Source organism: Rhodothermus bifroesti (assembly GCF_017908595.1).
GTDB classification, from domain to species: Bacteria; Bacteroidota; Rhodothermia; order Rhodothermales; family Rhodothermaceae; genus Rhodothermus; species Rhodothermus bifroesti.
Genome location: NZ_JAGKTL010000005.1, coordinates 53,828 through 78,719, shown reverse-complemented (window position 1 = coordinate 78,719; position 24,892 = coordinate 53,828). Strand labels below are relative to the sequence as shown.

Here is a 24,892-nt window from a genome sequence, read left to right as displayed (position 1 = left end):
CATGGCTACACAACCCTTATTCCGCGGAACGGCGCCGGCCTTAGTAACGCCGTTTACGACCGATGGCAAGGTCGACGAAGCGGCACTGCTACGGCTCATCGACCGCCAAATCGAAGGTGGCGTCGACGCCTTGGTGGTGCTGGGCACAACCGGCGAAAATGCCACAATCTGGCCTGATGAGCGCCGGCGCATTGTAGACCTCACCTTAGAGCATGTCAACGGCCGCGTGCCCGTCATTATCGGCACGGGCAACAACTCGACCAGCGAAAGCCTGGTCTTTTCGCGTGAAGCCGCCCGTTCTGGAGCCAACGGCCTGCTTATCGTCGGACCCTACTACAACAAACCCCCACAGGCGGGCTTTCGGGCACACGTTGCGGCCATTGCCGAAGCGGTCGACACGCCCATCATTCTCTATAACGTCCCTGGCCGCACAGGCTTCAACATGACGGCCGAGACGGTGCTGCGCCTGGCCGAAGAGATCCCCACCGTAGTGGGGATCAAGGAGGCGTCGGGAAATTTAGCCCAGATCAGCGACATTCTGGCCCACCGCCCCCCAAAGCTGGCCGTCTACGCTGGCGACGACGAAATGACGCTCCCACTTCTGGCCTTGGGTGCCGACGGCGTGATTTCGGTGGTGTGCAACGCGCTGCCCGAGCGCTTTAGTGCACTGGTGCGGGCTGGCCTCAAGGGCGACTTTGAACAGGCACGCCGGATCCACTTTGAACTGCTGGCCGCTATGCGCGCCTGCTTCTACGACACCAACCCAATCCCCATTAAGGCTGTGCTCCATGCCATGGGCCTAATAGAAGAAACGGTCCGGCTACCGCTGGTACCGCTCGACGAAGCCACCCGGCGACGCGTGCTTGAAGCCTTCGAAGCTTTTTTAACGCCAGCCTGAAACCAAGCGCTGCAGCCCAACACATAAGCAGCCCAAAGTGCCCTCAAACCCTGCGGGCTATAAGGCTGCTCAAGAGGAGCTGCATTGCATTGAAAAGTGCGTCTGCAGCAGCCCAGTCGGAACTGGTGTAAACGCTGCGCTAACGCACCCCATCCTTCCCTGTCGGAGATCTGGCAGCAACCCTTTCCTCGACGGAGGGTAACCTAGCGCAAAACGCAAACCCCACGCTCAGCTATGCTTTTGGAAACTTACGCTACGCTACGCCAACGTATTGAGGCGCTGGCCTGCCAGCCCTTGGAAGCGCTAAATCGCGACGAGGCACGTGCAGCCCTAGATGAACTGCTCGACGGGCTCAACCGAGGTACCATCCGGGCAGCTACACCAACCAATGACGGTCAGTGGATAACGCATAGCTGGGTCAAACAAGGCATTTTACTGGGCTTTCGATTGGGCCAACTGGTCGACTATTCGACCGAGCGCTTTCCGTTTTTTGACAAAGACACCTATCCCCTCAAGCCCCTAACCCTGGCCGATCGGGTACGTGTGGTGCCTGGAGGCTCAGCGATTCGCACAGGCGCCTACCTGGCTCCGGGTGTGGTTTGCATGCCGCCTATGTACGTCAACGTAGGCGCATATGTAGACGAAGGCTCCATGATCGATTCCCACGTGCTCGTGGGCAGTTGCGCCCAAATCGGGAAACGTGTGCACCTTTCGGCAGGAGTACAAATTGGCGGCGTGCTGGAGCCCGTAGGTGCACGCCCAGTAATCATCGAAGACGATGTGTTTGTCGGCGGAGGCTGCGGCATCTACGAAGGATGCCTAGTGCGTCAAGGAGCCGTACTGGCACCAGGGGTGATCCTAACGGGATCAACCAAACTCTACGATCTGGTGCACGAATGCCTGATTGCACCTGCACCAGGCGAGCCGCTCGAGGTACCCCCCTATGCGGTGGTGGTACCTGGAGCACGTGCCGTATCGTCCAGTTTTGGCCAGCACCATGGGCTTTCGCTCTACACTCCGATCATTGTCAAGTATCGTGATGCCCGCACCAATGCTGCTACAGCCTTAGAAAACAGTCTGCGATGAGCCTTATCCCTACCCTACAAATCGAGGTCGAAGGAACAGGCATCTCCCGGCCGCTTAGTGAGCAGGTCAACCTGCTTGGCAGCCTTCTGGGACAGGTAATTCAGGAAGAAGCCGGGGCTGAGATGCTGGAGCTGGTCGAAACCCTCCGGCAGCTGTGCAAGCAGGCCGCTCAGGAAAACCGCCCGGAATTGCGAGAACAGGCCTTCGCACGCATCCACAGCGCCACCAACGACGCCATCCTGTGGCTGCTGCGCGCCTACACCGCATTTTTCCATCTGGTTAACCAGGCTGAGCAACAGGAAATCATTCGTATTAACCGACTCCGGGCGCGGCAAAGCACTGCAGAGCATCCACGTCCGGAATCGATCGACGAGGCCGTCCTGATGCTCAAGCAGCAGGGACGCACCCTAGACGAGGTGCTTGCCCTACTGGAAAAGCTCGACATCCAGCCTACGCTCACAGCACACCCCACCGAAGCCCGCCGTCGAAGCATCCTCTACAAGCAACAGCACATTGCCCACCTCCTGGCGCAGCAGCGCCGCTGCGAACTCACTCCCGAGGAAGAAGCCGCACTCCTGGTTGAACTGCGCAACGAGATCGCGTTGCTTTTGGCAACGGCCGAGGTGCGGGAAGAGCGACCTACGGTGCACGACGAAGTGGAACAAGGGCTGTACTTTGTACAAAGCACCATTTGGGAAGCAGTGCCCCGCATCTACGAAGATGTGCGCCGAGCATTGCGGCGATACTATGGGGCGGATGTCGACTTTCGGCCGTTTTTGCGCTACCGCTCCTGGATCGGCAGCGACCGTGATGGGAACCCTTACGTCACGCCCGAAATCACGCGTTGGACAGCACTCACGCAACGCCGACTGGTGCTGCAACGCTACCTAGAAGAGCTGCGGCAACTGCGACGTCGGCTGAGCTTATCGGACCGGTATGTGGCACCTCCAGAAGCGCTGCGCCGCTCGCTGGCACGCGATGCCCAAGAAGTTGAGCTGCCACCCCAAGTGCTGCGTCAGTTTCGGCACGAGTCGTTTCGGCTCAAGATTTCCTACATGATGGGCCGCTTGCACAACCTACTGACCGCCTTGGATCGTCCCGAAAGCCCACCCCCTGCTTACAATGCCGAGGCATTTATCGAAGACCTGCGCCTTTTGCAGCGCTGCCTGGAAACCTGCGGCTTTGCCCACATTGCCCGCCACGGCCAGCTCACGCGGCTTCTGGTGCTAGCCCAAACGTTTGGATTTCACTTGCTGACGCTTGACGTGCGCCAGCATAGCAGCGTGCACGAAGAAGCCGTAGCCGAGCTGCTGCGCCTGGCCGGCGTGGCCGACGACTACCGCGCTTTACCCGAATCCCGACGCCAAGAGTTGCTGGCCGCTGAGCTGAGCAATCCCCGACCGCTTTTGCCCCCGGCTGCTCCGCTTTCCGAGCACACCCGCCAAGTACTCGACACTTTTGCCGTCATCCGCGACTTAGTGGCGCTTGACCCGCGCAGCGTGGGCAGCTACATCGTAAGCATGACGCATACCGTAAGCGACCTGCTAGAACCTATGCTGCTGGCCAAAGAGGTAGGCCTGTGGCATTACGAGCGGGATCGCGCGCGCTGTCCCATCGACTTTGTACCCCTGTTTGAGACGATCGACGACCTGGAGGCTGCTGCTGCTCGGCTGGAAGCCATTCTGACCCATCCCATCTATCGCATGCAAGTAGCTGCCCGAGGCGGCTTTCAAGAAATCATGCTGGGCTACTCCGATAGCACCAAAGATGGCGGCTACTGGATGGCCAACTGGGCTCTTCACCAGGCTCAAGAGCAACTGGCCGAAGTGTGCCGTCGGCACGGCGTGGACTTTCGGTTGTTTCACGGCCGGGGTGGCACCGTCGGACGCGGTGGCGGCCGCGCCAATCAGGCTATTCTGGCGATGCCCGCTGTCGTGCACAATGGCCGCATCCGTTTTACCGAACAGGGCGAGGTGATCTCATTTCGATACGCGCTACCGGAGATTGCCCATCGCCATCTGGAGCAAATCGTCAATGCTATGCTGCGTGCCTGCGGCCTGCCCACCACACCTCCTGACGATGACACCGACGTAGCGCAGCGCCGCCAAATTATGGAAACCCTCGCTATACGCTCTATGCAGGCTTATCGCCAACTCATCGAAGCCCCAGGCTTCTGGGACTGGTATACCCGTATTACACCCATCGAACAGATCAGCCGCCTGCCAATCGCTTCGCGGCCTGTCTCACGCCGCAGCGCCCGCGAAGTCGACTTCGAAAACCTCCGGGCCATTCCTTGGGTGTTTGCTTGGACCCAGGTCCGCTATCTGATTCCAGGCTGGTTCGGCATCGGGCAAGCCCTGCATGAACTACTGAGCGCATCACCACCAGTGGCCGAAACGCTGCGCACCTGGTACCGCAGTTGGCCGTTCTTCCGCACCGTGCTGCAAAATGCCCAGCGCGAAATGGTACGCGCCCGGCTGGAAATTGCCGCCTACTACGACCGGCTACTAGGCGACGGCCCGACACCTTTCCACCATCAAATCGAAGAGGACTTCCAGCGTGCACGCCAAGCCATCTTGCGCCTAACCGACCAAGAAGAACTGCTGGACCATGATCCGATAATCCGCAAATCTGTCATGCTCCGCAACCCGTACACCGATGTGCTCAACCTGCTGCAAGTAGAGCTCATGCTGCGCTACCGCCAGGCCCCAGAGTCAGACCGCGAACCGCTACGACGGGCACTTTTTTTGAGCATCAACGGATTGGCTGCTGCTATGCAAAGTACAGGCTAAACCACGAAAGTCACCATGGGCAAGATGACTTATGGGATAAGCCTGCTCAGTCTCCTCTTCACGGGTTGCACCCACACCTACACCTTGGTACCTGGCAGCCTAACCCAAGCCCATCACCAAATCGAAACCATAAGCACACGCCGCGCGGTCCAGTTGCGCTTTCGGGATGGGCACACGCTAAAAGCGCGCAACCTGCGCCTAACCCCAGACTCGCTTTACACGCCCGAAGGAGGCTATGCACTTCGAGCGTTGGAATGGATTCGATTGCGGCGCCGAGGAACAAGCGGCTTACTGCACGGAGCAGCCGAAGGAGGCCTGATAGGCCTGGCTCCTCCTATCGCACTTTTGGGCGCCATCCTTGAAAAAGGGTGCAACGACGGCCTCGGATGTGGCATCGCCGTAGCTGGCGTTGTTATGCTTTCTGGCGTGACCGTAGGTGCTGGCTTGGTGCTAGGCGGACTGGTAGGTTATCTCTACGGCATCCCCGTCACCTATCGCGTCCGTCTACCCGAAACGGATACCTCTAGCACCACTCCCCCGTAGCCTCAACCCTAAGCAGACCAACGCCTCTGGGGCATGCTCACCCCAGAGGCGTTGAAGCAGCTTAAAAAGGCAGGTCGTCGTCGGGACCAAACGTGTAGTCGTCTTCAAACGCCTCTGGCTCGGGCTCAGGCCGTTGCTGGCGCCGGGCTGTGGAGGTTGCAGGACGAGCTGAGGCTTTGGCTTCTGCTTTACCTATAGGCCCTTCTGTCGCCACATCGACATCCGGTATCGCCTCACCCCGACCATCGAGCATCACCATCTCCCGAATTTTGATTTCGGTCGTGTAGCGCGTGTTACCCTCCCGATCTTCCCAAGAACGCGTCTGCAACGAACCTTCAACGTAGATCTTAGAACCTTTACGCAAGTATTGGCTACAGATTTCAGCCAGTCGCCCCCAAGCAACCAAGTTATGCCATTCGGTACGTTCAACCAGGTTACCTTCTGGATCCCGGTAGGCTTCGTTTGTGGCTAACCGCATGTTGCACACCGCAGTGCCACTAGGCGTATAACGCACCTCGGGGTCCTGCCCCAAATTCCCAACCAAAATGACTTTGTTAATGCTTCGTGCCATGGCGCACCTCCTGGTTTGTTTGATCGTTACACATGAGTCCTGGCGGTTGGCACATGAGTCCACCGGCTAGCGGCCGGCCATCCCCCAACGCGTGCACATGAGCCCGCCAGGAGATGCCTAGGTAGGCTATAGCTTAAGCTATGTCATCTGTATGACATCGCCAAGCTTAACAAAAAAACTTTTTTACAAAACAAACGCGCTCCAGTGCGGGTTCAGCTGCCACCGATAACCAGCTTTTTACGGCATCATGAATGTGCGTTCCAAACCGTACGATCCCTCGTTTCGTGAGTCTGAAGATCGGCTGGAGGCCTACGCCGACTTTGTGGCCATCGTACGCCAACTCCGACGCGACTGCCCCTGGGACCGTGAGCAGACGCACGCTTCTGTAAAGCATTTGCTCATTGAAGAAGCCTACGAGGTCGTTTCGGCCATCGAAGAAGCCGACTGGGAAGCGCTCAAGCGTGAGTTAGGCGACTTGCTCTTGCACGTCGTGTTTCACAGCGTGATGGCTGAGCAAGCGGGTCGCTTTACACTTAAAGAAGTGATCCTAAGCGAAACCGAAAAGCTGATCCGCCGCCATCCCCACGTCTTTGGCGAAGTGCAGGTAGACAGCGTGCAGCAAGTACTGGCCAATTGGGAGCAAATTAAGCTTCAGGAAAAGCAACACGCTTCTGTTTTAGCAGGCGTGCCGCGCCACCTACCTGCTTTGCTCCGGGCCTACCGCATCCAGGAAAAAGCGGCTGCTGTAGGGTTTGACTTTCCTGAGCAAGAGCAGGCTTGGGCCAAAGTGGAAGAAGAGCTGGCAGAGTTTCACCGCCTGGTCCAAGAAGGCATGCCCGAAGCCGATCGCGAGGCAGAATTCGGCGACGTGCTCTTTGCACTGGTAAACTATGCCCGTCTGGCAGGGATCAATCCCGAAAATGCCCTGCAGCGCACCAATAATAAGTTTATTCAGCGTTTTCAGCACATCGAAGCGCGCCTGAGCGCGCAGGGTCGCACGCTGGCCGAAGCCGATCTAGAAGAAATGGACCGCTACTGGAACGAAGCCAAGGCCAAAGAAACCGACCCTGAGCGCTAAATCCCATAAGCTGGACAGCAAGCGGGCTTCACGCGTATTTTGTCTACACGTTTCACCAGCAGAAGCTATAGCTGTGCGCTACTGGTACCTGTGGGGACTCCTTTGGTTCACTACGTTTCCGGCTTGGGCCGACATTGGGCCTCGCCCGGAAGTTTACCCCGGCGTTGTGGTCATCAAACTGCATGCTCCCATCACGGTTCAGGCTGGGAAAACGGGCCTAGCTACCTTAGACACCCATTTGGGGCAAGTAGGCGTCACCGCTATTGTACCCGCCTTTCCATTTTTAGAACCTGCAGCACGCAAACGACCAAGCCCAGCTCTAGAGCGCCTTCGCTCGATTTACTTGGTCTACTACGAACGCCCCATTTCTCCCTGGCGGCTGGCAGCTGAGCTGGAGCGCTTGCCTGAGGTGGTCTACGCTGAACCGCTCTTCCGCCGCGAAATTATCGCCACCCCCAACGATTCCCTCTATAGCCAAATGACGCACCTGGCCCAGATCATGGCCCCTCAAGCCTGGGATGTGGTCAAGGGCGAAGATGGAGATATCGTTATTGCCATTGTGGACGGCGGTACAGACTGGCGCCATGTAGACCTGGTGAACAACGTTTGGACCAATCCTGGCGAGATTCCCGACAATGGTATCGACGATGACGGCAACGGCTTTGTCGATGACGTGCACGGTTGGAACTTTGCGAACAACACGCCCGATCCAACGGGACTTTCAGCCACACCGATCAATGCAGCGCATGGCACCCAGGTGGCTGGCGTAGCGGCCGCCGTCACCCACAATAGCCGTGGCGTAGCTGGAAGTAGCTGGAATGCACGTTTTATGCCCATCAACGCCAGCTGCCCTGATGCCGATCGTTCTATTTGCTTTGGGTATACAGGCATCGTCTACGCAGCCGAAAATGGTGCCCAGGTGATTAACGTGAGCTGGGGTGGACGCGGCCTTTCACGCCTGGAAAACGACGTCGTCGAAGCTGTCACCGATATGGGCGCACTCATCGTAGCGGCTGCCGGCAACGATGGAACCAATAACGACCGCGTGCCTTTTGGGCCGGCTAGCCACCCGCGCGTGCTTTCGGTTGGAGCCACGCAAAAAAACAACGACTTAAAAGCCAGCTTTTCAAACTATGGACTTAGCGTGGACGTCTTTGCTCCAGGTGTAGGCCTAAATACCACGCTGCCTGGCAACCGCTATACGGGATCGGCCAACGGCACTTCATTTGCCACACCACTGGTAGCCGGCATTGCAGCCTTGGTACGTACCCGTTTCCCGAACTACACTCCCGAGCAAGCACGCGAACAACTGCGCCAAACCGCTGACCCTATCGACGCCGTCAACCCCGGCTTTGCGGGCCTTTTGGGACGTGGCCGCATCAATGCTTTCCGAGCCGTCACCGAAACCGGCTTCCCAGCCATTCGCCTAGTACGGCTTGAGGTAGCCGACGAAGATGGGGACGGCTACATTGAAAGTGGCGAAACCCTTCAGCTGACGGCTGATTTTGCCAATTTTTTGGCACCAGCTACAGGCGTGCGCGTCGAGCTGCGCACTAACGACCCTTACCTCAACCTGGTGCAGGCTAGCCAACTGCTGGGCACGCTCAACCCAGGAGATACAGCTACAGCAACTTTTTCGCTTTCGGTCGCCACAGATGCTCCCAACAACTACCTAGCGCTGCTTCAAGCCCGCATTTTGGCCGATGGCAGCTATAGCGATGCCGACCTGGTTCGCCTCACGCTCAATCCAGAGCAAGTGGCCCAGCTCACAACGGGTCGTGTCGAAACCGCCATCACAACGACAGGCAACATTGGTTGGACTGGCTTCGCCGACGAATCACAGGGCGTCGGCTTTAGGCTCGATGGCCGAAACCTCCTCTTCGAAGGCGGACTGGTGACAGGAACTTCGATCGTCTCAGTTTCGGATGCTGTCCGCGGAGGTGACGGCGTGACGCAACAACGAGACTTTGAACCGGCCCCTGGAAGTGGCCTGGAGGTTACTGTTCCAGGGGCATTTGCCTACCAGCAGGGCTCGGTAGAGCTCCTCGATCGTCGAGCCGCACGTCCGCTGCCCATTCGTGTTATTCAGGAAACCTATGCCGACTCTGCCGCAGAAAACCAGCTTTTCGTGCTCTTTCGGTATGCGTTTGTGAATACCGGCACTACCCCGATTGCCCCGTTCTACGGCGGCTTGTTTCTAGACTGGGATTTGAACCTAGATGCGCAGGACTTTGCCCGCTTCGATGCTGCCCGTCAGATGGGCATCGTCCAAAATCGCAACACGCGCCCCGATACGCTCGCAGCCATTCGCTTGCTCACGCCAGCGCCGTTTTCCTACCATGCCATCAATAACGAAACAGAAATCTACGACGGTTTTACGGAAACAGAAAAATGGGCATGGCTTAGCGGGGGGGTGCAACGCCAAACGCTCGACCGTGTCGACGTTTCACAGCTGATGGCGATTGGACCGTTTCGGATTAGTCCAGGCTGCCACGTGCCGGCCGCGTTTGCCCTGCTGGCGGCTGATAGCGAAGCTGCACTGCTCCAGGCCGCTGATGCGGCGCAGCGATTCTGGAACGAGCGCATTGCCCCAAGCATACCCAACCGCCCACCGGTATGGGTTAACGTTCCCGATACCCTACGTCTTTTGCCAGGCAGCCGGCATACGGTTACTTTGGCAGCGACCGACCCAGACGAGTGTGCAAGCTTAAGCTATCGGCTTTTGCAAGCCCCGCCCAGCGTGACGCTTGATCCACTGGAGGGGAGGCTTACCATTGTAGCATCTCTTACGCCTGGGAACTACCCTATAGAGGCCATTGTGACCGATGGCCTAGCAGCTGACACGGCCCGAGTTACGCTCATTGTGGAAAAACTGCCCGCTTTTCTTACGCTATTGCCCGACACAACGATTCTCGTAGGCCAAACGCTCTCGTTTCACTTTCAAGCAAACAATACCGAAAGTGCCATTACCTTCGAGCTCGTTGAAGGCCCCGAAGGGGCACAGCTAGATCCCCTAACAGGCCTTTTCACCTACACGGCCACTACGCCTGGGCGTTTTAGCTTGGTAGTAGCACTGCATGCCGACACCTTCCGCGTTGAAAGCCCCCGCATCACCATTGAGGTGGTTGCCGCTGCTTTACAGCTTGAAGTATACCCCAGTCCAGGACGAGCGCCGATCACGTTGCGCTACGATATCCCCGAAGCGCGGCCTATACGCCTGACGCTTTTCGATCTTATGGGAAGACCTGTGCGCCGCCTGGTAGACGGCACGCCGGGCATTGGGCGCCACCGCCTGTTCTGGGATGGCCGCAGCGATGGGGGCACAGAGGTGGCCTCTGGGCTTTACTTTCTACGGCTGGAGATGGATGGCCGCAGCGTAACCCGTCCGCTTATTTACGTGCGTTGAGCAGCCAGCGCTGCCTCGTCCGGTGCCGATGCGAGCGGCCCTCGGCGCCGCAACAGGTAGTAGCGGATGCCGTCCGCCAGTGCTTGCCAGCTTGCTTCCAGAATGTTGGTCGATACGCCTACGGTGTGCCAGCGATGCTCGCCATCTCGATGCTCGATGAGCACGCGCACGGCAGCCGCTGTGCCGTCGTCAGAGTTGAGCACGCGCACCTTGTAGTCGCTCAGGTGCACCTGGTCGAAGTCGGGATAAAAGCGGCGCAGCGCTTTGCGAAGGGCATTTGAAAGCGCATCGACCGGGCCGTTGCCTTCGGCCACAACGAGTTCACGCTCGGTGCCTACGCGCAGCGCCAGGGTAGCTTCTGCGTAGCAAAAGCCCCCTTCTTTATCGATTTCGGTGCGCACGCGCAGCCGCTCTAGGGTGAAAAAGCGCGTATCTTCGCCTTTAATCGTACGCAACAACAGCTCAAAGGAAGCCTCAGCGCCTTGGAATTCATACCCCAGATGCTCCAGCTCCTTGATACGCTGCACGGCCTGGCGGGCTTCGTCGTTTTCTGTGAGCTCAATGCCCAATTCGGCAGCTTTGTAGTGGATGTTACTTTTGCCCGCAAGGTCTGAAACCAACACGCGGCGGCGGTTGCCGACCTTTTCGGGCAGAATATGCTCGTAGGCCCTGGGGTCTTTCAGCACAGCCGATACGTGCACGCCCCCCTTGTGCGCAAAAGCACTGCGCCCTACGTAGGGTGCGCGGTCGATGGGCGCCAGGTTGGCCACTTCATTGACAAAACGCGATAGATCGGTCAGCTGTGCCAGTTGTTCTTCGGACACACAGTAAAAGCCCATCTTGAGCTGCAAATTAGGAATTACAGCGCATAGGTCGGCATTACCGCAGCGTTCTCCGATGCCGTTAATGGTACCCTGCACGTGGCGGACACCTGCAGCCACAGCCATGATCGTGTTGGCTACAGCACAACCAGCATCGTTATGCGTGTGGATACCAAGAGGCACGTCGAATTGCCGCCGCACCTCCCCTACAATCCGGTACACCTCGCTGGGCAACGTGCCGCCATTGGTATCGCAGAGCACCAGCACATCGGCGCCTGCCTCGGCGGCTGCCCGCAGCGTCTCTAGCGCATAGACAGGATCGTCTTGATAACCATCGAAGAAGTGCTCGGCATCGTAGATGACGCGTCGGCCATGGGCCTTCAGGTAGGCCACCGAAGAGGCGATCAGTTCTAGGTTTTCTTCGAGCGACACGCCAAGCGCCACGCGGGCATGGAGCGTCCAGCTTTTGCCAAAGATCGACACCACCGGCGTTTGGGCCTCGAGCAGCGCCTGCAGATTTGGGTCGTCTTCGGGTGCCAAGCCAGCACGGCGCGTAGAGCCAAAGGCACAGATTTGCGCATGCTGCCACGCGACGTCCCGCGCGCGCTCAAAAAAAGCTTTGTCTTTTGGATTAGAACCAGGCCAGCCCCCTTCGATCACGTCGATGCCGAAAGCATCCAGGCGCTGGGCAATGCGCAGTTTGTCATCCGCGGTTAGCGTAACGTGCTCGCCCTGGGTTCCGTCACGCAACGTCGTGTCGAAGAGTTCGATTTTCATGGCTTCCTCAAGCAGTTGTAGAGATGAGACCAGCTCGGCGGGCATATTCAAACAGGTTACCTGCCCGCAGAATGTCGGCCACGTCCCCTAGGGGATGCAGCAAAAATTCCTCACCAGTTGTCAGGTTGGTGAGCTTCGCCAGACGCGTGTCGATCTCGAGCTCATCACCGGTACGGATTTTATCGATCAAGCGAACAGGCGTCTCAAACGGCACGAGAAAACCTCCATCGACCGCATTGCGGTAAAAAATGCGGGCATAGCTTTCGGCTACAACAGCCTCGCATCCAGCTTCTTGCAAAGCAAACGGGGCATGCTCCCGCGAAGAACCGCAGCCAAAGTTTGTACCGGCGACAACGATTTTAAAACGGCTCTTGTAGGCATCTGGCTCAGTAAAAGGGATGTTGCCATAGGGCAATCCCTGGCCTTCGGCGGGTAGGCCACTAAGCGCATAGCGGCCATAAAGACGGCGCTCTTCGGGCCGCGTTAAGCTGTAGACCAGGTGTTGGGCTGGAATAATCTGGTCGGTGTCGATCGCATCACCTACCACGTAGGCCAATCCACGAATAATCTCTTTCATAATCGCTTACGGATTAAGGCTGGGGTCGGCTGCGGGCAGCCGACCCCAGATTGCGCCTTACACGAGAACCTCGCGAGGGTCAGTAATTACGCCTGTTAAGGCCGAAGCCGCTACGGTCAGTGGCGAAGCCAGATAAATGGAGGCCTGCTTAGAGCCCATGCGGCCTGGAAAGTTGCGGTTGGTGGTCGAAATTACCACCTCGGTGCCATGCGTGCGGCCAAATGTGTCGGGTGGTCCACCCAGGCAAGCGCCGCAGCTGGCGTGGCCGATTTTACAACCGGCATTGACAAAGATGTCGTAGAGCGATTGACCATCGATCGTGTACGTATGCAGCTGCTGCTCTACATATGTAGAGGCAGGCACCACAAACGTATCGATGCGCACCTCTTGGCCTTTGAGGATGCGCGCAGCCGCGATAAAGTCCTCTAGCTTGCCACCCGTACAACTGCCAATGTAGGCACGGTCGAGCTTTGTGCCTGCCACTTCCGTGACCGTTGCCCGATTGTCAGGTCGGTGCGGCTTGGCCACCACGGGTTCCAGCTTCGAGACGTCGTAGACGTACTCAGCGTAGTAGCGGGCATCAGGATCGCTGTAAAAGAGCTCAAAAGGAGCGCTGGTGCGTTCGCGTACATAGGCCAGGGTCTTTTCGTCGGCGGCAATGATGCCATTCTTGCCGCCGGCTTCAATGGCCATGTTCGTGAGCGTCATGCGCTCCTCAATTGACAGATCGTAGACAGCCTCTCCGTCGAACTCCATAGCACGATAGGTTGCCCCATCGACCCCAATGTCGCCAATAATGGCCAAAATCAGGTCCTTGGCCATAAGGTATGGCGGAAGGCGTCCTTCAAAGATAAAGCGCATGGTTTCGGGCACCTTAAGCCAGATCTTGCCCGTGCCCATGATGAAGGCCGCGTCTGTGTTGCCTACGCCTGTGGAGAAGAGCCCAAAGGCGCCCGAAGTGCACGTATGACTGTCGGTGCCTACAAGCACAATGCCGGGGCGATTAAAACCTTCTTCGGCCAGTGCTACGTGACAGACGCCTTTGTAGCGGGCCGTGCCGACGTCGTAGTAATAAGGCAAGTCCTGCTCTTGGGCAAAGGCGCGCAGGATTTCAACGTTGCGTCGCGCATGCGGATCGGCCGTAAAAATGTAGTGGTCGGGCAAAATCACGACCTTTTCCCGATCCCAAACGCGCGCCTGCGGACCAAACTCCCGCTTAAAAATCTCTATGGTTGGCGGCCCGCACACGTCGTGCGTCATAAGGATGTCCACGTTTACCCAAATGTTTTCGCCCGGAGAGACCCGGTCGCGCCCGGCATGGCGGGCCAGAATCTTTTCGGTGATGGTCATGCCCATAGGCGATGTTTGCATTTAACGTTCACGCGGTAGCTCCATCGAACGACTGCAGGATGCCGTCGCGTACAAACGAGAGATTTTCGTGGTCTGTGCGAAACTGTTCCAAGTGGTTAATTGCTTCAAGGTAAGCCTCAGCCGAAGCACGCAGCACGTCGGTATGCTGCGCTACTCCCCGGAAGCAGGCTCCGTTAAAGTTGAGCAATACGGTCACTTCACCCACCGCGTCGGCGCCTTCAGTAACCGAACGCAGTGCGTAGCTTACCAGCTCATGCGTTCTACCAACAGCACGATCGATGGCCTTATAGATGGCATCGACGGGTCCATCGCCGCTCGCCCGCTCTACACGCAGCGTATGCGTGCTCCGATGATAGAGCTGCACTTCGGCCTCCGGGGCACGATGCGTGCCTGTAGCCACGTGCATTTCCATCAGCTGGTAAGGCGCTGTAGGGTTGCCGTCTGTTTTGGCCTCTACGAGCCGGCGCAGGTCTTCGTCGTAGATTTCCTTTTTTAGATCGGCTAGGGCCAAAAAGCGCCGGTAGATCTCTTCACGGCGGTCCTCAGGCACGTGGATACCGAGTTTCTCTAGCCGGCTGAAGAGTCCGTGACGGCCCGAGTGGCGTCCCAACCGGATTTGCTCGGGCTGCTGGCCTACGTCTTCGGCACGCATAATTTCGTAGGTGTCGCGCCGTCGCAGCACGCCGTGCTGATGGATACCTGCTTCGTGGCTAAAGGCGTTACGTCCGACAATAGCCTTATTGGGGGGCACAGGGAAGCCTGTAGCCAGCGACACCATACGGCTGGTTTCTGTCAGGTGCTGCGTCACAATACCCACCTTGAGCCCGCCAAAGCGCTCGTTGCGGACCTTGAGCGCCATGACCACTTCTTCGAGGGCAGCGTTGCCAGCCCGCTCGCCAATGCCATTGATCGTGCACTCAATCTGGCGCACACCTGCCCGTACGGCGGCCAGCGAGTTGGCCACTGCCAGCCCCAGGTCGTCGTGGCAGTGCGCCGAGAAGATAATGTGCGGCGGCGGCTGCACCCGCTCGATGACGCTCCGAAACATCGCCGCGTATTCATCCGGCACGCAGTAGCCGGTCGTATCCGGCAAGTTAATCGTGGTGGCTCCTGCTGCAATGGCCGTGTGCACAACCTCGGCCAGGTAGCCTACATCGGTGCGACCGGCATCCTCGGCGCTGAACTCTACATCGTCGGTAAAGGTACGTGCCAGACGTACAGCTTCTTCGGTCAGGCGCAATATGGTTTGTCGCTTCTCGGCCAGCGTGCGCCCAAAGCGCACGTCCCCAAACTTAGCGTCGATGTGGATGTCGCTGGTAGCGATAAAGGTATGGATGCGCACCCGCTTGCCAGGAGCGAGGGCTTCGGCCGCAGCCCGAATGTCCTCTTCACGCGCCCGAGCCAGCGCACAGATGACCGGCCCTTGCACTTCCTCGGCAATACGGCGCACGGCTTCAAACTGGGCAGGAGAAGAGATCGGGAAGCCTGCTTCGATGACATCGACGTTAAGACGCGCTAGCTGATGCGCAATGCGCAGTTTTTCGTCGATGGTCATCGAGGCACCCGGCGCTTGCTCGCCGTCGCGCAAAGTGGTGTCGAAGATAATAATACGATCGTTCATGGCTGGGCAAGGTTTGGATCAATACCGTGAGCACTCGCCGCAAAAGCCATTGCGCCCGGCCAACCCATCGAGCTGCGGCAAGCCGATAGGTGATCAGACCTGAAAGGCCGGGCGCCAGCTAAGTCGACCTCTTACCCAGCGCAAACTTACCGGTACGACTCCGTCGTCCATGGTGACTTTCGTCATGGTTTTAGGTAAAGACCGTAGCCTGCTGTCGTACAAAGTTGGCCACGTAGCGTCCTACAGCCTCTGTTGATAGTGGTGTTTCGCCGGCACGGCATAGGTCGGCTGTCTTGACGCCTTCGGCCAGTGCAGCATCAACGGCTCGCCGGACAAGGCGGGCAGCCACATCCTGTCCCAGTGCTTCCAGCAGCATGGCTACGCTCAGGATAGCCGCCATAGGATTCGCCTTGCCCTGCCCTGCAAGGTCAGGAGCACTGCCGTGCACCGGCTCAAACAATCCCACACGCCCACCCAAGCTAGCCGAAGGCAACAGTCCCAGCGATCCTGGAAGCGTAGCGGCCAAATCCGAGAGAATGTCCCCAAACAGGTTGCCCGTCACCACCACATCAAAGTGACGTGGATTGCGCACCAGTTGCATGGCGGCGTTATCCACATACAGGTGCTCTAGCTCTAGCTCTGGAAATTCTTCCCGATGCACGCGGCTGACCACCTCACGCCAGAGCTGAGAGACCTCAAGCACGTTGGCCTTGTCGACCGAGGTGACGCGGCCACGGCGGCGAGCAGCCCACTGAAAGGCTACGCGGGCAATGCGTTCGATCTCCTCGCGCGTGTAGCGCATCGTATTCCAGGCCATTTGGCCATTGCGACCGCGCGGCTCGCCAAAATAGATACCTCCGGTCAGCTCACGCACAATGAGCAGGTTCGTGCCGGCCACAAGCTCAGGGCGCAGGGGAGAAGCGTTGGCCAGCGCTTCAGGAACCTCAACCGGGCGCAGGTTGGCATATGCTTCTAACGCCTTACGTAGCCGCAGCAGTCCGGCTTCTGGTCGCTGTGAGCGATCCAGATTGTCCCACTGGGGTCCACCTACAGCCCCCAGCAACACAGCATCAGCCTTGAGGCACGCGGCCAGCACCGGTTCGGGCAAAGGGTCGCCGAAGGCCTCAATAGCAGCACCGCCCACAGGGTGCGTTTCCATGTGCACTTGGAAACCCAACGCTTCGGCTGCTGCCTCAAGCACACGAACGGCTTCCTGCGTGACTTCAGGCCCAATACCGTCGCCTGGCAGCACTACAATATGATAAGATGCCGTGCTCATGCCGCTCGTTTAGGCCGTTGTAGATGCTGGAACTTCTTTGGCTTTGAGCCAGCTCATCATCTGGCGTAGTTTTCGGCCGATCACTTCAATGGGATGCTGGCGCGTTTTGGCCCGCTCGGCTCGCAGATGCTGCTCCCCCGACGCGTACTCATTGATCCACTCCTGGGCAAACTTACCCGACTGGATTTCGGCCAAAATGCGCTTCATCTCCTCCTTAACCTGAGGTCCGATAACGCGCGGACCGCGCGTATAGCCGCCGTACTCGGCCGTATCGCTGACGGAGTAGTACATGTAGGAAATCCCGCCTTCGTAGTAGAGGTCAACGATCAGCTTAAGCTCGTGTAGGCACTCAAAGTAGGCCAGCTCAGGCGGATAGCCAGCTTCGACGAGGGTCTCAAAACCTGCCTTAATAAGCTCAGCAGAGCCTCCGCAGAGCACAGCCTGCTCGCCAAACAGGTCGGTTTCCGTCTCGTCTTTGAACGTGGTCTCGATCACCCCAGCGCGCGTGCCGCCAATAGCTGCAGCATAGCTGAGCGCCAGCTGGCGGGCTTGTCCGGTTGCATCTTGGGCTACAGCCACCAGACAAGGCACACCATTGCCCTCCTGGAAAGTGCGGCGCACCAGATGTCCGGGGGATTTAGGCGCCACCATAAAGACGTCCACTTCAGCCGGCGGCTGGATCTGACCGTAGTGGATGTTAAACCCATGCGCAAAAGCCAGCGCTTTGCCCTGCTTAAGATGAGGGGCGATATCGCTTTCGTAGATCCGCTTTTGGTGCTGATCTGGGATCAGGACCATGATCACATCGGCCCAGGCTGCAGCTTCGGCGATAGAGCGCACGGTGAGTCCCTGGGCTTGTGCCTGCGCTGCCGACGTTGAACCTGGGCGCAGCCCCACAACGACGTTTACCCCACTGTCGTGCAAGTTCAGGGCATGGGCATGTCCTTGACTGCCAAAGCCAATAACAGCGACCTTTTTGCTGCGAATGAGCGACAGATCAGCGTCGTAGATGACGTTCATGGTTAGTGCAAAATTTAGCGTGCTGCAGGAAGGTTTAGCGAAGGATCTTCGTGCGTAAGCCAACTTCCAGAAGCGCGACGCATCGCTACACGGCCGCTTCGGGCCACCTCAAGAATGCCGTGGGGCTTCATCAGCTGGATGAAAGCCTCAATTTTCGAAGTGGGCCCGGTGAGTTCAAAGGTCATCGTATCTGGCGTGATGTCGACCACTTTGCCCCGAAAGATTTCGACCGTATCCATAATGGCGGCCCGGTTTTCGGCGGTATAGCGCACCTTAAGCAGGCAAAGCTCGCGCTCAACGAAGGAGCTGCCCGTCAGGTCTTCGACATGGAGCGTATCGATCAGCCGCTCCAGCTGCCGAAGCACTTGGCCGACGATGCGGTCATTGCCTGTGGTCACAATCGTCATGCGCGAGACAGTCGGATCGTCCGTCTCGCCGACCGTAACGCTTTCCAGGTTGAAGCCGCGGGCAGAAAATAGGTTGACCACCCGGATGAGGGCACCAATGGTGTTTTCCACCAAAACGGCAATCGTGTGACGGTGCGCCTGTTCAGGTTCCCCAGGCAACAAAGGCTCGCCTGTTTTGCGTTTGCGAACGATTTGCTGCGGGGTTAGTGTGGGAGCTTCTGTAGCCATGGCCTTTTCAGACGAATGCGTTAGGCGTCATACGTTTCGTAATCATTTCGCTGGTCGAAGCGCCGGCCGGCACCATGGGGAACACGAGTTCCTCCTTGACGACCTGGAAGTCTATCACCACCGGCCGATCGGTCACTTTCCAGGCTTCTTCGAGCACAGTGTCGACTTCTTCTGGACGCGTGGCGCGCAGGCCCACGCAGTGATAGGCTTCGGCCAGCTTAACAAAATCCGGATTGGTATCGCTGAGGTCGGTGTGGCTGAACCGGTTTTCGTGAAACAGCTCTTGCCACTGCCGCACCATGCCGAGAAAATTGTTGTTGATCACAGCCACTTTGATCGGCAGTCGATGGGCTGCGGCTACGCCTAGCTCTTGGGCATTCATGACAAAGCCTCCATCACCGCTGATGCAGAGGACAGGCACGTCCTTGCGACCGCGCAGGCCAAAAGCTGCACCAATAGAAGCCGGCAAGGCAAAGCCCATCGTACCCAGTCCACCTGAAGTAATGTGCGAGCGTGGATGCAAAAAGCGGAAGTACTGGGCTGTCCACATTTGATGCTGGCCTACGTCGGAAACAACTACGGCATGGCCACCAGTTTTGGCCCGCAGACGTTCGATGACGTACTGCGCCCGCAGCTTACCATCGCCCTGCTCATAGGTAAGCGGGCATTCAGCACGCCAGGTTTCAATCTTAGCCAGCCATTCTTTGGTATCCTTAGGTTCTACTAGAGGCAACAGCTGCTCCAATACCTCCCGCACATCACCCACAATGGCGCAATCGGCAGGTACGTTTTTGGAAATGCAAGAGGGATCGATGTCAATATGAATGATCTTGGCATAGGGTGCCCAGCTATCGAGCTTGCCCGTTACCCGATCATCAAAACGTGCCCCCACCGCAATGATTAGGTCAGCATGCTGCACGGCTTGGTTGGCATACCAGGTACCATGCATTCCCAACATGCCCAGCGCTAGGGGATCATCTTCCGGAAAAGCACCTAAGCCGTGCAGCGTGGTAGTAACCGGAATGCGGGCCTTACGGGCTAGCTGGGTTAGCAATTCGGCTGCATTGGCGGTAATCACCCCTCCACCCACATAGAGCAACGGGCGCCGAGAGGCCGCAATCATTGCCGCTGCTTCGCGGATCAGCGTCGCGTCAGGCGATCCAGGCAGGCGATAGCCCCGCAGATGCACTTCTTCGGGATAGCTAAACGGCGCTTTAGCCAGCAAGATGTCCTTTGGCAGATCGACCACAACGGGTCCAGGCCGACCAGTTCGGGCAATATGATAGGCTGCTTTGATCGTCCAGGCTAAATCACGTACGTCACGCACCAAAAAACTGTGCTTAGTAATAGAGCGCGTAATGCCGATGGTGTCGGTTTCCTGAAAGGCATCGTTACCGATCAGTTTGGTAGGCACCTGTCCCGTAAACACCACAATGGGCACTGAATCCATGTATGCATCGGCAATGCCCGTAACGGTATTGGTTGCGCCGGGTCCGCTGGTCACCAGTACTGTCCCCACACGGCCTGTGGCCTTGGCATAGCCCTCGGCCATGTGCGTACCCCCTTGCTCATGGCGCACGAGTACATGTTGAAAACGCGGCTTAAGACGAGCGATTTCATCGTAAATATGGATGACAGCGCCCCCTGGATGCCCGAAGACAATCTCCACGCCCTCAGCTTCCAAAGCACGCACAAAAATTTCTGCCCCAGAAACAGGCGCTGCAGACGTGACTGTTGCGGTTTCCTCGGTGCCCGATGCCGGACGGGCCGATCGGACCAGCGGAATGGTGTCGGTGCGCATGGCTACCTCACAGGCTTATGTTTTGTGTTGTTGGCTTTCGGGGTCAATCCCCCGGCCTCAAGCTCATCGGTTCATCGCGCCTGTGAAGTGCCAAGGGATTGACCGCCGCGCAGCTAAGCAATAATTACGAGCAGGCCAATAAGCAGCAGTGCCAGCCCCCAAAGTCGAAGGTTGCTGACCCTAGCTACCCAGCTTGCCCGTGCGGTCATCCCTATACGATCGGGATGTGGAGCAGACGTCACGCCCCGCCCACTGCCCACAGCAGCTTGCCACGTTGTTTTAAGACGTCTGCTATCCATCATGGAATACTCCAAGGTGAGCTCGTCTCTCGTGAATGCAATGGTAGCGCCTAATTACGCAATTTTTGCCCCTGAGATCAATTCACCCTTTATCTCGCAAAAACAAGAAGATCGACCTAGATAAACAGGAATGGTAGCGCTTCTTGTATAAAAAAAGAAATTAAAAAAGAGGTATATCAAAAAATTTTTTACCTATGGATGCGCTTTTATATTAAAATAAAGGAAACACAAAGAATTGACTTTCAAAAGGCAAAAAGATAGTTTCTTTGTTTTTTTTTCACAAATTTGTTGAATTATGCGTCATGTGGGGTTGTTTCCTGAGGGATTTTCAACGGCAAGCGGAGCCAAAACGTCGTGCCTTTTCCTTCTTCAGTTTCAAAGCCCACGCTGCCTTGCAGATCTTGAATGCTTTGTTTGACTATGGCTAGTCCTAATCCGCTGCCCCCGGTTTTGGTGGAAAAGTTGGGTTCAAAGATGCGGTGACGCAGCACTTCAGGAATGCCGCGCCCGTTGTCCTCAACGGTACTGTAAGCCCAAGGCTGTTGGTCGATAAACTCCAGGCGGGTTGTAACGCGCACGCGGGCAGGGCGCTCGGGAAGCAGGGCCTGCAAGGCATTTTTGATCAAGTTGATGTATACGCGGCGCAGCTCTTCGCGGTCGGCCTCCAGCATGAGCGGCTCAGGATGCAAGGCAAGTTCAATGGCACATCCGGCCTCGGCTTCCATCAAGCGAACAGCTTCGCGGATTACTTCGTTAAGGTCAAGCTGCGTTGGTCGCCGGCGGGGCATACGTGCAAGGGTGGAAAAATCGTCGGCGATGCGGGCTAGCGTATCGATTTGCTCAATCAGCGTCGTGGTCACCCGTGCAAAGAGCTCCGCAAAGCGGCCTGGATCTCGGTGTTGTGCAAAGGCCCGTTGCAGGTGCTGAAGGGAAAGTTTCATTGGGGTAAGTGGATTTTTGATCTCGTGCGCTACCTGGCGGGCCATTTCGCGCCAGGCCAGCTCGCGTTCTTGCCGTGCTAGCTGGCGACGGTTTTCGGCCAATTGCTGCAACATCCAGTTGAAGGTGCGGCCCAGCGCGGCCAGCTCATCCCGCGAGTCAATTGGCAAGGGGTGGTCCAGCTCACCGCGGGCTACGGCCTGCAATCCTTCCTGCAGGCGTGCCAGTGGTCGCCCTAGTGCGCGGGCAGCTAGCCAGGCTGCGCTGAGCACCAGAAACACCAACAGCAAGAGCGCGCCAAACAGGTAGGCGATCGTCCGTGAGCGTTCTTCCTCGAGCCGTTCCTGCTCGGGCAAAGCCGGCACAGCCACCACGTAGTAAGGCTGGCCGTGCTCGTCGAGCAGGGCGCGAAAGCCTGTCCAGTAAGTGAATGTCCCCAGGTGCTCGGTCACAAACGCAGAGCGTTGCGCTGTGCAGTGCAGTGCCGCATAAGCGGCAATCGGCATATGCGCTTCTAGCAGGCGTTCCCGCACCAAGCGCGGCCGCGTTGTGGCTACCAGTTGACCATCCCGGTAAAGCTGCAAGTCGAGCCCAACCTGCCCGGCCAGCGCGTCCAAAGGCATGCGGGTCAACACCTGGTAGGGCAGCTCGCCTTCGTGCGCTGCAAGTACCAGTGTGCGTTCCACGCGATCAAGGTATTGGGCCAGCCAAGCCTGCACCGTACGGTGGCTCTCGCCTTCGATGACGCGCACGCCAACCCAGCCTACAACCACTACCGCAATCAGTCCTACCGCAAGCAGTGCATTGAGCACCCGGTCCTGAAAACGAACTTCCGGAAGCGGTAGCCACCCTCGACGCCAACGATACCCTAGACCGAGAACGTAAAACACCCCTAACAGCACCAAGCCGCTTAGCGTAAGCCGAAGCACATAATAGAGATGATCAAACAGCGTCAGGGCAGGAATGCGTGCGGCGCGGACTACCGATGCTTCGAGTCCCACGCGTTGGTAAAGGGTCAGGTAGGTGCGGCCTTCTTCGGTTTCTTCTCGCCAGCACACAGGCTGCTGCGCCAGCAGCGACATCAACTGGGGATCAAGGCGGTGGCGCGTGAATGCTCGGCCCTGGCTGCGTACCAAAACCCCATCGCGAAATTCAGCCAAAGACAGTCCGGCTTGCACTTCTCCAAAAAAGCCCGAGGGGACCAGCACCCGGGGGAAAGGGGTTTCAGCACCGTAAAGTGGGCTTTGAGGCTCAGCCCGCACCATAATCCACCCCACCAGTATCCCTTCGGCCGAGCGCACGGTGGTCAGTCCAGCATACTGCCACTGCGCCGGTTCGCGTCTACCGCCCAGAGACTCAATAAACGGTAAGCGGCCCCGTTGTGCCTGATAGTGTTCCCAAAGCAGCGCAAACTCAGCCGCATCAACTTCCAGGGGCGTAGTGGTGCTTGGGGAGCTGATCCCTTCGTAGCGACTCACGGGTCGCCTTCCCCGATCGAAGAAGGTCACGCTAATGTCGTAGGTGCTCTCCAGGGACAACAGCAACGAGCCGCGCAGCACCGCAGCCGTGAGCGAGTCTAAGCGTTCAGCCCGCGGCAAAAGCGCTGCTTGTGCCAACCATACGCTCAGCAGACTGTCGGCTTGCAACTCTTGAAGGGCCTGCTCGATAGCAAAAACCACCCGTGGATCTTGTCCCTGCCCAAACTGCTCCAAAGCCCGCTCAACCTGCAAGCGTCGCTGACCCTCCAAGGCGGTCCAAAGCATTGGGTAGAGCAATACGCTAAGCACAAACGGAATCGGCAGCAAGGCGCGAAGCGTCAGCCACCTTCCAGCTGATGGCAAGGGCAACGGCCATATTGCATGGCTTAGCCCAAAGGCCACGAGAATAAAAGCCACTAAGGGTGGCACAGGCCAAGCCACAGGCAGCAGCACACCAGCACCCGTCACTGCAGCCGCAAGCCCAACAACAAGCATCAAACGCGCTCGGCCGTGCGCTGGCCAGGTGCCGGTAACGCTTTTAAGGGCATAGCCCCAAGCCCGCAATAGAAGTAGCAGCGCTAGTAAAAGCAAAAGCAACGCTATGCTGACCAGCAAAACCAGGCGTGGTGGCAAAAGCCCTGTGCGGGTAAGGTAGTCCAGCGTGCTGTCCAGCACGCTATGGTGCACGATCAGTCCGTAAAGCTGCACCAGCCCCCATAGGCCTAGGGCCCCAAGTATATAACTCCCTACACGCCAGACTACGGCTATCGGCGGGAAAGGAGGCTGCTTACGAACTACCCATAACGCCCCCCAAGCAAATCCCAAAGCAAAAAGCGCTGTAAGCAGCAGATCCCCAATCGAGCGCATCAGTCCACCGCCAAAGGCAGAGGCCAGGTGTGCAGGGTCAAAAAGCGGGGCTAAAGGCGTGCGGCCGCGTTGCCAGCGATTGGGGACGTCGAGCGCAATCCAGGCATAACGCACGCCCCACCAAACCAAGGCAACCACACCCGCACGGACAAGCAATTGACGCGGTCTGGAGCCTGCAGCCCGCATCCAACCGACGAGGCCCACAAGTCCCCAAAGCAACAAAACAGCGCCCCAAAAAGCCATAAGGTGGTTAAAGCGCCGCGCCTCATCGCGCAGCACCTGATTGGGCGGAGGTATGCTCAAGACGAGCCAACCGAGCGTACGTCCTTCAAGGCTTTTGAGTGGACGCACCATTTCGCTGGTGCCGACTGCAGGCAGCCTTTCGGAGACTATCAGCCGCAAGGACAAGCCGTGCTCTCGAGACCACAAGCGCACCTGATCATAGCCAGACAAATAAGCGTTTTCAACAGGCATGCGCTGCATCAGCAGCTGAAGCACCCGCACGGCTCCTACAACGATTCCATTTTCACGCACAGGATGCCAAAGACTTAGCGCTGTGCGCCATGGGGGATCTTCGATGAGCTCAACGTAGACCTGGCGTGGTAGTTGGGACGGCAAGGCGGCTTTGCCCACCGGCATGCTATAGCCAGCCCAAGCTACCTGGCGAAACGTGGTATCATACAGGGCAATACCGCTCCGCTCCGGCACGCGGTAGCGCGCAAGCAGCGCAGCTAGATCTGCGCTGCAGGTGGGCTCCGCTTCTTGAGCTGCAACGCGCAGCGCAGAACGCACCACAGGATGGGTGGCCAACCAGCGTGCCTGCAAGAAGAGTTGCTGTTCAAGCGCTCCAAGCTCCCGCTGCACCTGAGCTATCGCTTCTGCTAAGCGCGCTTGCTGCGCCTGCGCGATGTGCCGCTCTACCCATGCCAGCCGGAGCAGTTTAAAGGCACCTGTGCCGAGCAGCAGTCCAGCAAGCAACAGCCCAAGGGCTAGATATCGTCGCTTGCTGCGTGCTTGGCCGACCCACATGGTG

At 58.0% G+C, this 24,892-nt stretch carries 17 protein-coding genes; 6 read left to right on the top strand and 11 right to left on the bottom strand.

Going from position 1 to position 24,892, the window contains the following annotated elements; all coding sequences use genetic code 11:
- Position 1 precedes the first annotated feature (1 nt).
- The 4 genes from dapA (at position 2) to J8E65_RS11295 (ending at position 5,319) form a co-directional block, all read left to right on the top strand.
- A complete protein-coding gene (gene dapA, locus J8E65_RS11310; RefSeq protein ID WP_210376130.1) occupies positions 2–898 on the top strand; it encodes a 4-hydroxy-tetrahydrodipicolinate synthase in 897 nt (298 codons plus the stop codon).
- Between the two features lie 234 nt (positions 899–1,132).
- Positions 1,133–1,984 (top strand): 2,3,4,5-tetrahydropyridine-2,6-dicarboxylate N-succinyltransferase, encoded by an 852-nt coding sequence (locus tag J8E65_RS11305; RefSeq protein WP_210376129.1) that lies wholly within the window; start codon positions 1,133–1,135, stop codon positions 1,982–1,984.
- On the top strand, positions 1,981–4,776 hold the full coding sequence (gene ppc, locus J8E65_RS11300; protein WP_210376128.1) for a phosphoenolpyruvate carboxylase: 2,796 nt from the start codon (positions 1,981–1,983) through the stop codon (positions 4,774–4,776). Before J8E65_RS11305 ends, ppc begins: the two co-directional genes overlap by 4 nt.
- Before the next feature lie 15 nt (positions 4,777–4,791).
- Positions 4,792–5,319: a hypothetical protein gene (locus J8E65_RS11295; protein ID WP_210376127.1), complete on the top strand. Its 528-nt coding sequence runs from the start codon at positions 4,792–4,794 to the stop codon at positions 5,317–5,319.
- A gap of 61 nt (positions 5,320–5,380) precedes the next feature.
- Here J8E65_RS11295 and J8E65_RS11290 read toward each other — a convergent pair whose 3' ends face one another.
- A complete protein-coding gene (locus J8E65_RS11290) occupies positions 5,381–5,890 on the bottom strand; it encodes a single-stranded DNA-binding protein (RefSeq protein ID WP_210376125.1) in 510 nt (169 codons plus the stop codon).
- 247 nt (positions 5,891–6,137) lie between these two features.
- Here J8E65_RS11290 and mazG point away from each other — a divergent pair, with 247 nt between their 5' ends.
- On the top strand, positions 6,138–6,968 hold the full coding sequence (mazG, locus tag J8E65_RS11285) for a nucleoside triphosphate pyrophosphohydrolase (RefSeq protein ID WP_210376124.1): 831 nt from the start codon (positions 6,138–6,140) through the stop codon (positions 6,966–6,968).
- A 73-nt stretch (positions 6,969–7,041) separates the two neighbouring features.
- Complete coding sequence (locus J8E65_RS11280) at positions 7,042–10,374, top strand: S8 family serine peptidase (RefSeq protein WP_341481763.1); 3,333 nt, start codon at positions 7,042–7,044, stop codon at positions 10,372–10,374.
- Here the strand turns inward: J8E65_RS11280 and cimA are convergent.
- From cimA to J8E65_RS11230, 10 genes are all read right to left on the bottom strand, one after another.
- Entirely contained in the window at positions 10,362–11,972 is a 1,611-nt protein-coding gene (cimA, locus tag J8E65_RS11275; RefSeq protein ID WP_210376435.1) for a citramalate synthase, read from the bottom strand. The two genes, J8E65_RS11280 and cimA, sit on opposite strands and share 13 nt — an antisense overlap.
- A gap of 7 nt (positions 11,973–11,979) precedes the next feature.
- Positions 11,980–12,549: a 3-isopropylmalate dehydratase gene (locus tag J8E65_RS11270; protein WP_210376121.1), complete on the bottom strand. Its 570-nt coding sequence runs from the start codon at positions 12,547–12,549 to the stop codon at positions 11,980–11,982.
- A gap of 57 nt (positions 12,550–12,606) precedes the next feature.
- Positions 12,607–13,905, bottom strand: coding sequence for a 3-isopropylmalate dehydratase large subunit (locus tag J8E65_RS11265; RefSeq protein WP_210376434.1), 1,299 nt, complete (start codon positions 13,903–13,905; stop codon positions 12,607–12,609).
- Positions 13,906–13,927: 22 nt separating this feature from the next.
- The gene (locus tag J8E65_RS11260) at positions 13,928–15,541 is read right to left on the bottom strand and encodes a 2-isopropylmalate synthase (RefSeq protein ID WP_210376119.1); all 1,614 of its coding nucleotides are present in this window, start codon (positions 15,539–15,541) and stop codon (positions 13,928–13,930) included.
- 190 nt (positions 15,542–15,731) lie between these two features.
- Positions 15,732–16,820: a 3-isopropylmalate dehydrogenase gene (gene leuB / locus J8E65_RS11255; RefSeq protein ID WP_210376117.1), complete on the bottom strand. Its 1,089-nt coding sequence runs from the start codon at positions 16,818–16,820 to the stop codon at positions 15,732–15,734.
- Positions 16,821–16,829: 9 nt separating this feature from the next.
- Positions 16,830–17,840, bottom strand: coding sequence for a ketol-acid reductoisomerase (gene ilvC / locus J8E65_RS11250; protein ID WP_210376116.1), 1,011 nt, complete (start codon positions 17,838–17,840; stop codon positions 16,830–16,832).
- Between the two features lie 14 nt (positions 17,841–17,854).
- The gene (gene ilvN / locus J8E65_RS11245) at positions 17,855–18,475 is read right to left on the bottom strand and encodes an acetolactate synthase small subunit (protein WP_210376114.1); all 621 of its coding nucleotides are present in this window, start codon (positions 18,473–18,475) and stop codon (positions 17,855–17,857) included.
- A 7-nt stretch (positions 18,476–18,482) separates the two neighbouring features.
- Positions 18,483–20,276 carry a biosynthetic-type acetolactate synthase large subunit gene (gene ilvB, locus J8E65_RS11240; RefSeq protein WP_210376106.1) on the bottom strand — a complete coding sequence of 598 codons (1,794 nt, stop codon included), beginning with the start codon at positions 20,274–20,276 and terminating at the stop codon, positions 18,483–18,485.
- A 113-nt stretch (positions 20,277–20,389) separates the two neighbouring features.
- A complete protein-coding gene (locus tag J8E65_RS11235) occupies positions 20,390–20,578 on the bottom strand; it encodes a hypothetical protein (protein WP_210376104.1) in 189 nt (62 codons plus the stop codon).
- A 290-nt stretch (positions 20,579–20,868) separates the two neighbouring features.
- Complete coding sequence (locus tag J8E65_RS11230; protein ID WP_210376102.1) at positions 20,869–24,888, bottom strand: sensor histidine kinase; 4,020 nt, start codon at positions 24,886–24,888, stop codon at positions 20,869–20,871.
- Positions 24,889–24,892 lie beyond the last annotated feature (4 nt).